Origin of the sequence: Streptomyces sp. NPDC048338 (assembly GCF_043201055.1) — a bacterium.
Lineage (GTDB): Bacteria > Actinomycetota > Actinomycetes > Streptomycetales > Streptomycetaceae > Streptomyces.
Map to the genome: position 1 here is coordinate 462,289 of NZ_JBICYQ010000005.1, position 12,459 is coordinate 474,747.

General features: G+C 74.3%; 14 protein-coding genes. 6 read left to right on the forward strand and 8 right to left on the reverse strand.

Annotated features, from left to right (window positions below; all coding sequences use genetic code 11):
- The first annotated feature begins 13 nt into the window (after positions 1 to 13).
- On the forward strand, positions 14 to 727 hold the full coding sequence (gene hemQ / locus ACGFZF_RS15390; RefSeq protein WP_147980603.1) for a hydrogen peroxide-dependent heme synthase: 714 nt from the start codon (positions 14 to 16) through the stop codon (positions 725 to 727).
- A gap of 64 nt (positions 728 to 791) precedes the next feature.
- Here hemQ and ACGFZF_RS15395 read toward each other — a convergent pair whose 3' ends face one another.
- The 6 genes from ACGFZF_RS15395 to ACGFZF_RS15420 form a co-directional block, all read right to left on the reverse strand.
- The gene (locus ACGFZF_RS15395; RefSeq protein ID WP_393554200.1) at positions 792 to 2,456 is read right to left on the reverse strand and encodes an alpha/beta hydrolase; all 1,665 of its coding nucleotides are present in this window, start codon (positions 2,454 to 2,456) and stop codon (positions 792 to 794) included.
- Between the two features lie 76 nt (positions 2,457 to 2,532).
- Positions 2,533 to 3,279, reverse strand: coding sequence for a TIGR04222 domain-containing membrane protein (locus tag ACGFZF_RS15400; protein ID WP_393554202.1), 747 nt, complete (start codon positions 3,277 to 3,279; stop codon positions 2,533 to 2,535).
- Between the two features lie 108 nt (positions 3,280 to 3,387).
- Complete coding sequence (locus ACGFZF_RS15405) at positions 3,388 to 4,434, reverse strand: TIGR04222 domain-containing membrane protein (protein ID WP_393554204.1); 1,047 nt, start codon at positions 4,432 to 4,434, stop codon at positions 3,388 to 3,390.
- Entirely contained in the window at positions 4,431 to 5,945 is a 1,515-nt protein-coding gene (locus tag ACGFZF_RS15410; protein ID WP_393554206.1) for a DUF692 domain-containing protein, read from the reverse strand. The genes ACGFZF_RS15405 and ACGFZF_RS15410 overlap by 4 nt, the downstream gene beginning before the upstream one ends.
- A 121-nt stretch (positions 5,946 to 6,066) precedes the next feature.
- Entirely contained in the window at positions 6,067 to 6,813 is a 747-nt protein-coding gene (locus ACGFZF_RS15415; protein ID WP_393554208.1) for a DUF4142 domain-containing protein, read from the reverse strand.
- 112 nt (positions 6,814 to 6,925) lie between these two features.
- Positions 6,926 to 7,642 carry a peptidyl-tRNA hydrolase gene (locus ACGFZF_RS15420; protein WP_393554209.1) on the reverse strand — a complete coding sequence of 239 codons (717 nt, stop codon included), beginning with the start codon at positions 7,640 to 7,642 and terminating at the stop codon, positions 6,926 to 6,928.
- 72 nt (positions 7,643 to 7,714) lie between these two features.
- On the opposite strand from ACGFZF_RS15420, the gene ACGFZF_RS15425 reads away from it, so the two are divergent.
- The 4 genes from ACGFZF_RS15425 to ACGFZF_RS15440 all read left to right on the forward strand — a co-directional run bounded on the left by ACGFZF_RS15425 (position 7,715) and on the right by ACGFZF_RS15440 (position 10,183).
- The gene (locus ACGFZF_RS15425) at positions 7,715 to 8,392 is read left to right on the forward strand and encodes an AIM24 family protein (RefSeq protein WP_393554211.1); all 678 of its coding nucleotides are present in this window, start codon (positions 7,715 to 7,717) and stop codon (positions 8,390 to 8,392) included.
- Positions 8,389 to 9,243: an ATP-binding cassette domain-containing protein gene (locus ACGFZF_RS15430; RefSeq protein WP_393554245.1), complete on the forward strand. Its 855-nt coding sequence runs from the start codon at positions 8,389 to 8,391 to the stop codon at positions 9,241 to 9,243. The genes ACGFZF_RS15425 and ACGFZF_RS15430 overlap by 4 nt, the downstream gene beginning before the upstream one ends.
- The gene (locus tag ACGFZF_RS15435; RefSeq protein ID WP_393554213.1) at positions 9,240 to 9,890 is read left to right on the forward strand and encodes an ABC transporter; all 651 of its coding nucleotides are present in this window, start codon (positions 9,240 to 9,242) and stop codon (positions 9,888 to 9,890) included. The genes ACGFZF_RS15430 and ACGFZF_RS15435 overlap by 4 nt, the downstream gene beginning before the upstream one ends.
- 71 nt (positions 9,891 to 9,961) lie before the next feature.
- Positions 9,962 to 10,183 carry a hypothetical protein gene (locus ACGFZF_RS15440; RefSeq protein WP_393554215.1) on the forward strand — a complete coding sequence of 74 codons (222 nt, stop codon included), beginning with the start codon at positions 9,962 to 9,964 and terminating at the stop codon, positions 10,181 to 10,183.
- Positions 10,184 to 10,201: 18 nt separating this feature from the next.
- Here the strand turns inward: ACGFZF_RS15440 and ACGFZF_RS15445 are convergent, their stop codons facing one another.
- Positions 10,202 to 10,657 (reverse strand): hypothetical protein, encoded by a 456-nt coding sequence (locus ACGFZF_RS15445; RefSeq protein WP_393554217.1) that lies wholly within the window; start codon positions 10,655 to 10,657, stop codon positions 10,202 to 10,204.
- A gap of 91 nt (positions 10,658 to 10,748) precedes the next feature.
- Between ACGFZF_RS15445 and ACGFZF_RS15450 the strand changes: the two genes are divergently transcribed.
- Positions 10,749 to 11,111 (forward strand): MerR family transcriptional regulator, encoded by a 363-nt coding sequence (locus tag ACGFZF_RS15450; RefSeq protein ID WP_393554219.1) that lies wholly within the window; start codon positions 10,749 to 10,751, stop codon positions 11,109 to 11,111.
- Between the two features lie 38 nt (positions 11,112 to 11,149).
- Here the strand turns inward: ACGFZF_RS15450 and ACGFZF_RS15455 are convergent, their stop codons facing one another.
- Complete coding sequence (locus ACGFZF_RS15455) at positions 11,150 to 12,115, reverse strand: polysaccharide deacetylase family protein (protein ID WP_393554221.1); 966 nt, start codon at positions 12,113 to 12,115, stop codon at positions 11,150 to 11,152.
- Between the last annotated feature and the right edge of the window lie 344 nt (positions 12,116 to 12,459).

Genomic DNA, 12,459 nt, shown 5'->3' on the forward strand with positions numbered 1-12,459 from the left:
CGAGAATAGGCGTATGAGTGCGCCCGAAAAGATCCCGAACGCCGGTAAGAAGGCGAAGGACCTCAACGAGGTCATCCGCTACACCCTGTGGTCTGTGTTCAAACTGCGCGACGTTCTGCCCGAGGACCGCGCCGGCTTCGCCGACGAGGTCCAGGAGCTGTTCGACCAGCTCGCCGCCAAGGACATCACGATCCGTGGCACCTACGACCTCTCCGGTCTGCGCGCCGACGCCGACGTCATGATCTGGTGGCACGCCGAGACGAGCGACGAGCTCCAGGAGGCGTACAACCTCTTCCGCCGTACCCGGCTCGGCCGCGCTCTGGAGCCGGTCTGGTCGAACATGGCCCTGCACCGCCCCGCCGAGTTCAACAAGTCGCACATCCCGGCCTTCCTGGCCGACGAGACGCCCCGCGACTACGTGAGCGTCTACCCCTTCGTGCGCTCCTACGACTGGTACCTGCTGCCGGACGAGGACCGCCGCCGGATGCTCGCGGACCACGGCAAGATGGCCCGCGGGTTCCCCGACGTCCGTGCCAACACGGTCGCCTCGTTCTCGCTCGGCGACTACGAGTGGATCCTCGCCTTCGAGGCCGACGAGCTGTACCGCATCGTCGACCTCATGCGTCACCTGCGCGCGTCCGAGGCGCGACTGCACGTGCGCGAGGAGGTCCCGTTCTACACCGGCCGCCGCAAGAGCGTCGCCGAGCTGGTGGCGGGCCTGGCCTGACCGGCCTCTCGACCTGGTGACGACCCGGCGCCCAGCCGGGCTCGTCGCCCCTCGACCCGGAAGATCAGACGGCGGAGGGGGTCCCCGACTCCCGCCGCTGTTCCAGCGACACCGGGTCCGGCTCCGGGTGCGGCGCGCACGACGCGCGCCGCACCGGCGTCTTTCCGGGCACGGCCCCCGTGAGGAGATACGTCTCCAGATGGCCGTTCACACAGGCGTTCCCGCCGCCCCCGATGCCGTGCGTCCCGGCGTCCCGCTCGGTCACCAGGGCGGAACCCGACAGCCTGCGCTGCAGCTCCAGCGCCCCCGCGTACGGCGTGGCCGCGTCCCGCTCGGCGGCGAGGATCAGCACCGGCGGCAGCTCACCCGGAGCGGTGCGGACGTCCAGCGGCCGCTGCCGCGGTGCCGTCCAGTACGCGCACGGCAGGTTCGCCCAGACGTTGTCCCAGGTCTCGAACGGGGCGCGCCGCGCGAGCCGGGTGTTGTCCCGGTCCCAGACGGCGAAGTCCTCCGGCCAGGGAGCGTCGTTGCACTCCACTGCGGTGTAGACGGCCGTCGCGTTGCCGGGGTCCGAGGACGGCGCAGCGCCGGTGAGCGCCGTGCCCGGCGCCGACCCGGCTGATCCCCCCGTCCCCGACGGGGTACCGGCAGGGGCCGCCAGCGCGATCAGCGGCTCGGGATCGCCCTTCAGGAACCGGGCGAGCGCGGCGGCGCGCGAGGGCCAGAACACGTCGTCGTAGCCGGCCTGGAGCATCACCGCGTGCAACTGGCCCGGCCCCACCCGCCCGCCCGCCGGACGGGCCGCGAGCTCGGCGCGGGCCCGCTCGTAGCTCCGGCCCACCCCGTCCGCCGTGGTGCCCAGCCCGTAGACCCGGTCGTGCCGGGCGATCCAGGTGCGGAAGTCCGCCCAGCGCCGCTCGAACGCGAGTGACTGGTCGAGGTTGTTGGCGTACCAGATCTGCCGCGGCGCGGGATGGACGGGTGCGTCGAAGACCATCCGGCGCACCCGGTGCGGGAACAACGTCGCGTACAGCGCGCCGAAGTACGTGCCGTACGAGGCGCCCATGTACGTCAGCCTCGGCTCGCCGAGAGCCGCCCGCAGCACCTCCAGGTCGCGGGCGTTGTTGAGCGAGTGGTAGTGCCGCAGTGACGCGCCCGTGCGGCGGGCGCAGCCCAGTGCGTACGTCTTCGCGCGGGCGACCCGCTCCCGCTTGAAGACCTCCGACGGCTCGGTGGGGGCCGGGGTGGGGCCCGTCACCCGGTCGGCCGAGTCCTGGCAGGACACCGGGGCGGAGCTGCCCACCCCGCGCGGGGCGTAGCCGACCAGGTCGTACACGGCGGCGATCCGCTTCCAGGCCGGGAGCCCGGCGGCCAGCGGGAAGGAGGTCGAGGAGGCCCCGGGCCCACCCGGGTTGTAGACCAGGGCGCCCTGACGCGAGGACGCCGGACCGGACGCCCGGACCCGGCTGACGGTGAGTCCGATGCGGGGCCCGTCGGGGTCCGCGTAGTCGAGCGGGACCGTGACCGTGGCGCACGAGACGGTCGGGGGCAGCCGCTCCGCCGCCGGGCAGGTGCCGAAGCGCGGCGGGTGGGCGGCCGCGCGCCGGGCGGCGAGGAGGGTGCCGACGGCCTCGGCGGGCGGGGCCTCCAGGGCTCCGGCCACCGGCGCGGCGGTCAGGGACGACAGCACCAGCGACCCGGCTGCTCCGAACAGTGCGAGGGCTCTCATCGCCACTTCCCTTCGTCCCCATGGGACGAAAGCGGGCGGCGCGCCCCAAGTAAAGGACCGACGGGCGGTGTCGTGGTCAATGTCCCCGAAGTGCCGCCCGCAGCTGCGGATCCAGGGTGGCGGGTCCGCGGGTCGCCAGCGCGGTGAGCGGGTCGTCGGGAGCGAGCGGACCGTCCGGGGCGAGGGCGGCGAGCAGCGCCAGGCCGGTGGGAGAGGCCCAGCGGTTGTACGGATGGACCTCCGCGCGGGCGATCAGGAGGCAGCCGGAGGTGAGCACCAGCGGCAGCGCGAACCAGGCGTACACCGGCATCCGTTCGTGGCCGGGCACCAGGGCCGCCGCACCCGCGCCCAGGGCGACGGTCAGGGCCAGGGCGAACCGGACCGACCGGACCCCGCCGCTGACGCTGCGCCGGCCCGCCTCGGGCACGGCGAGTCCGGCGGCGACGAGCCGGTCGGCCAGTTCCCGTACGGCGTCCGCGGCGGCGATCACCGGCCGTATCGCCGCCGTGGGCGACTGCCCCCCGGGGCCGATCGCCCCGATGACGGAACGTTCCAGCTCGTCCTGTCCGTCCGGATCGACGACCGTGGCCCAGCCGGTGTGCGCGAGCAGCAGGCGGCGGTGGCGGTGCATCAGGACCAGGGTCAGGTCGGTCACGCGGAGCGGGCCGCCGGCGAGGTACGCGGCCTCGGGCAGCGTGAGCTCACGGCGCCCGTCCGCGACCGTGTCGGGAAGGGCCGCTTCGATGACGGCCGCGCGGCACAGCCGCGCACAGCTGACCGCCGCCACGACGCACGCCACCAGCAGGAGAGGGACCCAGATCATGCGGGAGTTCTAACCGGTGGGGAGCGCCGTGCGCCAGGGGGTTTCTCGCCGATCAGGCCGGAGGCGGAGTCGCAGGGCGACGCTCGCCGATCCGGCCTGATCGACACCTCAGCTGGAGCTTCCGCAGCTCGAACCGCTGCTGCTGGAACAGGAACTGCCGCTGGAGCAGGAACTCCCGCTGGAACTCGAACAGCTCGACCCCCCGCCGGAGCCGCCGGAGCAGGAGCCACTGGAGCACGATCCGGCGGAACAACCGCCCCCACCGCCACCGCCCCCACCACCGCAGCCGCCGCTTCCCCCGCCCGCATCACTCGCGCACCAGACGGCGATCAGGCCGGCGGTGTCGGTGCTCGTCCCGGTGTACGTCCCGCGGTGCCCCGGGCGCCGGCCGCCGCCGGAGCGCCGCCGGGGGCCGGGCCCGGGCACCCGGGCCGCCGCGAGCAGCTGCTCCCGCAGCACCGGGTCCGGCAGGGCGCGCAGCCCGTGCAGGGCGACCAGGTGCCCCGCCTCGGCGAGATGCCCGTGGTCCCGCGCGTACGCGGCGACGGCCCGCCGGCCGGCCGGGGTGACCCGGGAGGCGGCGAGCGAGGCACAGACCACCGCAGCGATCCCGGTGCCCAGCAGGGCGGGCGCCACCTTGAAGACGAAGGGGACCGGGAAGCCGTTCGAGGACCCGAGGTCCACGACCGTCAGGACGATCGAGACGGGGAACATCGCCACGCACACCACCCCGAGCGCGACGCTCCAGCGGATCGCCGAGCGCCGCGCGGCGGGGAGGACGAGCAGCCCGCGGTCCGCCAGCGCGTCGCCGATCTCCTGCACGGCCGGGTGACGCATCACCGTCAGACGCAGATGGTGCAGGGCACCGTGCGGGGCCGCCGCGTGCTCCTGGAGGACGGCACGCTCGACGGGGTCGTGCGCGGTGGCGCGCAGGACGGACACGATGCCCGGCCCGCCGACCGCGATCCGGCCGTCGGCCTGGAGCGCGGCGAGGGCGGCGTCGGTGACCCGCGCGGTACCGCCGTTCAGGAACGCGGCCTCGTACCGGTCGTGCAGCGGGCCGCCGGGACCGTGGCGGGTGCGGGAGAGCTTGACGATCAGCAGGACGACGCAGACGGCGCCGGCCGCGGTGACCAGCAGTGCGAGCGTGTTCATGCCGCCCACCTCCCCGCGAACGCGGCGCGGGCGGCCCGGGCCAGGCGGGTCGCCCGGCCAGGCGGCCGGGCACCGGCCCGGTCCTGCCACCAGTGGGTGAGACGCCGCCGCGCCTCGGGGTCCTCGGGCCGGCCGGCGACGAGGAGGTGCTCCACGAAGTCGAGGGCGTCGCGCCGGTAGCCACCGGTCATCGGCCGGGTCAGGGCGTACGAGGAGAACGCCGCCCGGAAGCCCGCACCGAGGATCTCCGGCAGTTCCGGGGCCACCTTCGCGACGACCCCGGCCCGCTTGGCGACCAGCGCCCGGCTCTGTACTCCCAGACGCCGTGCGTCGAAGCCCTCGGGCACGGGGGTGCCGGCGACGAGCGCGGACAGCAGCGCGGCCTGCGCGAGGGCGAGCCGCTCCCGGGCACCTCCCGGGACGGTGCCGGAGGATACGGTGCCGCTCCTGCCGGGTGCCGGCCCTTCCGGTGCCCCGGCCCCGCCGTCGGTCCCGGCCGGACCCGGGTGCGGCGCGGGCATGAACCCGCCCGACGCCCGCGCGCCCGCCCCGATCAGCAAGGGCCGCTCGGCGACGTCGTCCACGACCGCGAGCCCGGATCCCGGCGCGGGCAGGCCATGCGCCGCCGACCGCGCCACGGCGTCCGCCGCGACCTCCGCCGTGGCGGGAGCGGAAGCCGCCCCGGCCGTCGCCGCCCGCAGCGTCCGGCGGATCGTCGCCAGCTCCGAGGCCAGTTCCTCCGCGGGCGGGAAGTGGTCGTCCCGCTCCAGCAGCACGCCCGGCGGGGAGACCCGGGACGCGAGGTCCGACAGGACGGCGAGCACCTCGGGCGGTACGGGATGGGCGTGCGTGTCGTGCCAGACGCCGTCGCGCTCCAGACCGCCCGCCACGTGCACGTAGGCCAGGGCCTCCACCGGCAGGTCCGCCAGTGCCTTCGCCGGGTCCTCGCCGCGGTTCACGTGGTTGGTGTGGAGGTTGGCCACGTCGATGAGGAGCCGCACCCCCGTGCGCTCCACCAGCTCCGCCAGGAACTGCCCCTCCGTGAGCTCCTCGCCCGGCCAGCGGACCAGCGCCGCGATGTTCTCCAGCGCCAGCGGCACCGGCAGCGCGTCCTGGGCGATCCGGACGTTCTCGCAGAGCACCTCCAGCGCGTCCCAGGTCCGCGGGACCGGCAGCAGGTGGCCCGCCTCCAGCGCCGGCGTCGCGGTGAGCGCGCCCCCGGCCCGGACGAACGCGATGTGCTCCGTCACGAGCGGCGCCCCCAGCGCCGTCGCCTTCGCCGCCAGGTCCGCGAGCCGTCCCGCGTCCGGCCGGTCCGCCCCGCCGAGCCCCAGCGACACCCCGTGCGGGACCACCGTGACCCCGCGCGCCCGCAGCCGGGTCAGGGAGTCGGGCAGGTGGCCCGCGCAGAGGTTCTCCGCGACGACCTCCACCCAGTCGACGCCGGGCAGCGCCTCCACCGCCTCCGCGATCTCCGGACGCCACCCGATGCCGATGCCGAGTTCCGTCATGTCCCCCTCCTTCAGTCCCTCACGTGATGGCCCCGCCGAACCGGTTCGAATCCAGTCGGAGGGACGTTCAGAGGTTGATTTGAGGTTCCGCCGGAAGGGGAGCGGACGGGACCGGCCGGACCTACGACTGCGGGGTGACGATGCCCCCGTCCGGCACCGGCGTCGAGGTGAACGACTGGTCCCCCGTCGGCACCGCCGGCGTGGGCTGGGCGGGCGACGGCACCACCGGCGGACCGGTGGGCGGGGCCGTCTTCTTGCCGGCCGCCTCGTTCGCCAGCGAGTCGAAGTCCACCAGTCCGGTCGCCTCCAGCATGGTGATGTGGTCCAGCACCGTCTGGTTCGCGTCGCTCGCCAGCTGCCGTATCAGGGTGTTGCGGGTGGTGTGCCGGACCTCGGCGACCAGCGCGAACACCTTGCCGTGCGCGTTGCGCAGCAGGTTCGCGAACAGGCGCTCGTACTCCTGCCCGTTGGCCGCCGTCATCTGGCGCAGCCAGCCCTGCTGCTGCTCGGTCGGCTGGTTGGGCAGCTCGACGCCCAGCTTCGCCGCCACGTCGCGCGCCCGCCGGTCCAGGTCGGTGTGGCCGACGACGAGGTGGTCGCCGGCGTCCCGGATGGCCTGGGTGGGGGCGCGTTCGATGGCCTGCTGGCCGGCCGGCAGTTCCCAGAGGCCGGCCAGGCGTACCTTGACCAGGAAGTCGCGGTCGGTGGCCGAGAGCGGGCCCCACTGGGTGGCCACACTCGACGCGTTGAGATTGTCCTGGCCGGTACCGGAGCGGTCGGCGTAGGACCAGACGGGGAAGGCGAGCGCGCCGACCGTCGCGACCAGTGCCGCGATGATGAGTGCCGTCCCGTTGACGCGTAGCGACAAAGTGTCTCCCGAGCAGGTGTGCGGTGGTGTCACCGCAGACTGAACCGCCAACCGGGCAGCGGTTCAAGCCGCTCGGCGGTATCGGGGGATACGGACGGGACGGCGCTCGCGTTCAGCCGGCGCGGGAACCGGTCGCGGGGAATTCCGAGACCACGGTGCACGAACCGGGCGCGATCTCCGTGAACCCGGCATCCCGCACCACCGGCAGCCCGCTCGTCGTCAGCGCGGCCCAGCGCTCCTTCGGAGCAGTCCGCACCGCCAGCGGGAAGCCCGCCGCCCGCCACGCCGCGCGGTCCGCGTCCGGCATCTCCCACCACAGCAACTGCGCGCCGTGCCCGGTCTGCGCCATCGTCTTGCCCGCCGACATGTCCAGCTCCGGGTTCAGCCACAGGAGCGCCGCCCCCGCCGGCACGTCCCCGGGCTCGGCCGGGTCGTCCAGATCCGTCCCCGACACCTGGAGCTTGGCCAGCTCCTTGGGCCAGCCGTCCAGGGGGACCGGCGGGAAGACCCGTACCTCGGCCGAGCGGCCGGTGACCGTGATCCCGGGCAGCTCGCCGGCCCGGCGCCACTCCGCGCCCCGGGCCCGGCGCACCACCTTGCGGATCCGGGCGTCCTGCCAGTCCGTCATGACCTGTGCCCACGGGCCGTCACCGTGCGCGCGCTCGTCGGAGAGGATCTCCAGGACCGCACGGGCCGACGTCTCCAGGGCGTCGGTGCGGGACGGCGGCTCGGCCCGCTCGATCCGCACGACGAGGGGCAGGACGAACTGCGGCTTCTCGTCACGGGAGTCGGTGCGGACGGGCTCGGAAGTGGTCTCATCGCTGCTCACCCGGCAAGTCTGCCACCCCCGTCACAGGCGGCTGTTTGTGGGAACGAACCGTTCCGGGACAGGATGTTCGACATGAAGAGTGATCTTTTCGCAAGCGAACACCTGGCCGAGACAGCGGCTTTCCCGGGCATGAGCCTGCAGAACGCCAAGTCCGTCAAGTACGCCGTCAACGGCGAGATGCACGCCCGCCAAGGATCCATGATCGCCTTCCGCGGCGACCTCCAGTTCGAGCGCAAGGCCCAGGGCATCGGCGGCATGCTCAAGCGGGCCGTCACGGGCGAGGGCCTGGCGCTCATGGCCGTCCGCGGCCAGGGGGAGGCATGGTTCGCGCACGAGGCGCAGAACTGCTTCATCGTCGAGATCGAGCAGAACGACGCGCTCACCGTCAACGGCCGCAACGTCCTGTGCTTCGACGCCACGCTCTCCTACGAGATCAAGACCGTGAAGGGTGCCGGCATGACCGGCGGCGGCCTCTTCAACAGCGTCTTCTCCGGCCACGGGAAGATCGCCCTGGTCTGCGAGGGCAACCCGATCGTCATCCCGGTCAGCCCGCAGTCCCCCGTCTTCGTCGACACGGACGCCGTCGTCGGCTGGAGCGAGCAGCTGCACACCACGCTGCACCGCTCGCAGTCCTTCGGCTCGATGATCCGAGGCGGCTCCGGCGAAGCCGTCCAACTGAAGCTGGAGGGCCAGGGCTTCGTGATCGTCCGGCCCAGCGAGCTCACCCCGCAGAAGGCGTCGGCGAACTGAACCTGGACGGGGTCGGCCGCCGGTACGGCCTGCGCGGACCATGGGTGCTGCGCGAGGTCTCCCTCGGCCTGCCGTCCGGCGCCCTCGTGCGCGTCACCGGCACCAACGGCACCGGCAAGTCGACACTGCTCCGCCTCGCCGCCGGCATCGACGCCCCCACGGAGGGACGGATCACCGGCCGCCCGCGCCGCACCGCGTACGTCCCCGAACGCTTCCCGGTCGCCCTGCCCTTCACAGCGGCCGGCTGGCTCGTCCACCTCGGCCGCGTGCAGGGCCTCGGCCGGCGGGACGCGGAGCGCGGTGCGGGGGAGTGGCTGGACCGGTTCGGCGCGACCGCCTTCGCCGGTACCCCGCTCGACGAACTCTCCAAGGGCAGCAGCCAGAAGGTCGCCGTCGCCCAGGCGCTCCTCGCCGATCCCGGACTGCTCGTCCTCGACGAGGCGTGGACGGGGCTCGACACGGCCGCCCGGGAGGAGCTCGACCGTGCGGTCCGCGAACGCGTCGCGGCCGGGGCCACCGTGCTCTTCGTCGACCACGACCCACGGCGGCTCGCGGGGGAGGCGGACACGGCCTTCGCGGTCGAGTCGGGCCGGGTGCGCCCCGTGCCGGCCGAGGCGACGGCCGGGCCCGGCCGGGCCCCCTGGGCGGCGACCAGGGCACGGATCGTGGCCTCCGGCGGCCGCGCGCTCCCCGAAGGCGTCCCGGGTGCCCCCGCGTACACCCCCGGCCCCGACGGCACCACCGTCTGCACCGTCGACGCCGCCCACTCCGACGCACTGCTGCGGGCCCTTCTCGACGCCCGCCCGCCCTGGCACGTCCACACACTCGACACCGAAGGCGCCCGGGTATGACCGCCCTGCTCCGCTATCAGACGGCCCTGCTCGCGCGGTCCCAGCGCTGGCTCGCGCCGCTGCTGCTGTACGCGGTCTTCGTCGGTGTGGGCGTCCGGGCGGGAGAGCCCGTGCTCGGCGCGCTCGGCTACGCCTCCGCCGCACTGGTGCCGGTGACCGCCTGGCTCGTACGGATCTGCCTCAACCAGGAACCGGCCGCCGCGCGCCACGTGGTGGCGGCCGCCGCCGGCCGGGAGCGGGCCCATCTGGCGGCGTTCCTGGCCGCTGTCGGATGCATGGCCGTGCTGGGCGCGGTGGCCGTGCTCGGGGTGACCGCGGTCAGCGACCTGCGCCGGGTCGGTCCGCTCGCCGCCGGCACCGCCGGGCTCCTGGCGGCCGGCGCCTGCGTCCTCACCGGGGCGGCCCTCGGCGTCCTGTGCACCCGGCCCCTCGTTCGCGCCCCTGGCTGGTCGCTGGCGGTCCTGGTGCTGGGCTCGCTGCTGACGCTGGTGACGACCGGATCCCCCGCGAAGTACGCGGTCACCGGCCTGGTCACGGGCTCGCTGACGGCGACCGTCCACGTCCCCTGGCTCGCGTTCTCCTGCGCCGCGGCGACGGCGGCCGCGGCCGCGGCACTCGCCTGCCGGGCCACGGCCCGGCGCGAGTGACCAGGACCTGTCCGGGCGGACGACGCCTCCTTCCGGACAGGTTGTTCCAGGGAGCGTCTAGGCTCGTGTCCATGGACGCCACCGACGCCACCGGCTCCCCTGAGACCGGGGACGAGCGCACGTCGTACTGCGACCCCGGCCCCGCGCCCCGCCCCGAGCCCGCGGGCGAGGGCCCCTTCGCCGAGTGCCTGCTGTGCCGCGCGCCGACCGAGTACCCCGAGTCGACGAAGGGCATCACGCTCTGCCCGGTCTGCGAGTGGCAGGAAGCCCAGCGCACCGCCTGCTCCGGCTGACCGGACGCGGGGACGGGTTCAGCCGGCGGCCGGTGCGGCGGGCCCGGCGGCCCGCTCCGCGCGGCGGGTCCGCCACCAGGGCACGAGCTGGACGACGCCCAGCGTGAGTTCGACCGCGAAGAAGGGCCACAGCAGGGCCGGGGCACCGTGCGTCACGGCGTACGCCTGCCAGGACGCGAAGAGCAGCCGGGCGACGCCGTCGAGGAGCCCGTGCACGGGCAGGGTCCGGACCAGGCGCAGAGCGGCCCAGACGATCACGACCGAACCCATCAGGTTCGCGAACAGCACCTGCATCGGTTCGAGCGGGGGAAGGGCTCCCAGACCCGCCGCCTCGCCCCCGGAGGACAGCACGCGGTGCACGAGCGCGTACGTCCACGGTGTGGTGAAGCCGGCGGTGACGACCAGGTCGTACCAGGCGCTCGCACGGACGGTGCGCAGATAGGCGGGGTGGACGGGCGGGAACGGACGGATCACGACGAGGTCTCCTCTGTCTCGGGACGACGACGCCTCACGCTAGACAGGGGACTACGCTCCAAGGTCAAGCCCGACTCATGACGGAGGGTGCATGCGTATCGGCGAACTCGCCGCCCAGGTGGGGGTGTCCAGGGACGCCATCCGGTTCTACGAGAAGCTCGGCCTCGTCGAGAGCCGGCGACTGCCCAACGGCTACCGCGACTTCCCGCCGGATGCGGTGGCCTGGCTCCTGTACGTCCGCACGGCGCAGACGCTCGGTTTCTCGCTCGCGGAGATCGCGCGGATCGGCGGAGACCTGCGCGACGACCCGAACAGCGCGGACGCCTTGTCCGCACTGTTCGAGGACAAGATCCGGATCATCGACGCCCGCATGGACGAGCTCACCGCCCTGCGGGCCGAGCTCGTCGAACGGGTGGACGCCGGCTGCCCCCTCCAAGCCGCCCCGGCCGGCTGACGCGGCGACGCCGCCGGCGGGGCGCGTCCGCGCGGGCGTCAGCCGGCGGGCGTCCGGCGGCTCATCAGCTCCGAGACCTTCACGAAGCGATAGCCCTTCGCCCGGAGCTCCGGGACGATCCGCCGGATCGCCTGCTCCGTGACGGGCGCCGCGCTGCGGGTGCAGTGCATGACCACGAGCGAGCCGGGCTTCACCCCGTCGAGGACCTGCTGCGCCACGGCGTCGCCGTCCGTGGCGAAGGCGTCCCCGCTGACCACGTCCCACTGCACCGCCGTCACCCTCGTCGGCGCCAGCGCCCGCAGCGCGTCGTCGTCGTAGCAGCCACCGGGGAAACGGAAGTACGGCACGACGTTGCGCGCGCCCGCCTTGCGGAATGCGGCGAACGCGCGCCGTACGTCGGCCGCCATGTCGTTTCGCGCCACGGTCGGCAGGCCGTAGCAGGGGGAGGCGAAGGAGTAGTGGCTGTAGGAGTGGTTCGCGATCTCGAAGCGGGGGTCGTTGCCGAGGGACCGCGCCTGGTCCGGGTACTCCTCCGCCCAGCGGCCGGTCATGAAGACGGTCGCCTCGACGCCCAGGCGCCGCAGGGTGGCGATCAGCTGCGGGTTGTCGAAGCGCTCCCCGCCGGCCGCCCGCGGCCCCTGATCGGCCGTCATGTCGGCGTCGAAGGTGAGCGCGACGACCTTCTCCGCGCCGTGGGCGCCCCGCGTGAAGACGGGCGTGACGCCGCCGGGGCCCGGGGCCAGGGTGGGGGGTGCCTCGCGCACGGTGGCCGGGCCGGGCGCGGCGCTCGGGCTGCCCGCGGAGCTCGCGCCGACGCTCGGGCTCGGGTTCGGGCTCGTCACGGTGCTCGGCGGCGGGGAGGCGATGGCGGCGGGGCTGGTGGAACGGATGGCGCTCGGTTTCGCCGGCCGGCCGGGGGCCGCCGTGTCGGCCGCGCCGCCGCAGCCGACGAGAACGGCACCCAGCAGGCCGAGCGCCGTCAGCTTTCGTGCAGAAATGGTCACGATCGGAAGTTATCCGATCATCGCACTGGATCGTTCACGGCTCGACGGGGGAGGGGGTGGGGGAGGGGGAGGGGGTGCTTGGGGTGGGGGGGTTGGGGTGGGGGCGCTTGGGGGGTGCGGGTCCTGGGGTCTTGGGCTGCTGGGTCCCCGGTGGCTTCTGGTGGTTGGCCGCCCTCTCTCCGAGTGTGGCGGGTTGCGGCGCCGCTTCAAGGGCGCTCCTTCGTCGCGTCGCTGCGCGATGGGCTACGCCCACCCTTGACCCGTCGCCTTCACCCGCCTTTTCACACTCGGAGGGCGGCCCGGGGAGGGGGTCCAGGCGGGGGGCCGGTGCCTCTCGGGCGCCG

Coding starts and splice junctions, on each gene's coding strand:
- hemQ (WP_147980603.1), top strand. CDS start 14: ATGAGTGCGCCCGAAAAGATCCCGAACGCCGGTAAGAAGGCGAAGGAC.
- ACGFZF_RS15395 (WP_393554200.1), bottom strand. CDS start 2,456: ATGAGAGCCCTCGCACTGTTCGGAGCAGCCGGGTCGCTGGTGCTGTCG.
- ACGFZF_RS15400 (WP_393554202.1), bottom strand. CDS start 3,279: ATGATCTGGGTCCCTCTCCTGCTGGTGGCGTGCGTCGTGGCGGCGGTC.
- ACGFZF_RS15405 (WP_393554204.1), bottom strand. CDS start 4,434: ATGAACACGCTCGCACTGCTGGTCACCGCGGCCGGCGCCGTCTGCGTC.
- ACGFZF_RS15410 (WP_393554206.1), bottom strand. CDS start 5,945: ATGACGGAACTCGGCATCGGCATCGGGTGGCGTCCGGAGATCGCGGAG.
- ACGFZF_RS15425 (WP_393554211.1), top strand. CDS start 7,715: ATGAAGAGTGATCTTTTCGCAAGCGAACACCTGGCCGAGACAGCGGCT.
- ACGFZF_RS15435 (WP_393554213.1), top strand. CDS start 9,240: ATGACCGCCCTGCTCCGCTATCAGACGGCCCTGCTCGCGCGGTCCCAG.
- ACGFZF_RS15440 (WP_393554215.1), top strand. CDS start 9,962: ATGGACGCCACCGACGCCACCGGCTCCCCTGAGACCGGGGACGAGCGC.
- ACGFZF_RS15450 (WP_393554219.1), top strand. CDS start 10,749: ATGCGTATCGGCGAACTCGCCGCCCAGGTGGGGGTGTCCAGGGACGCC.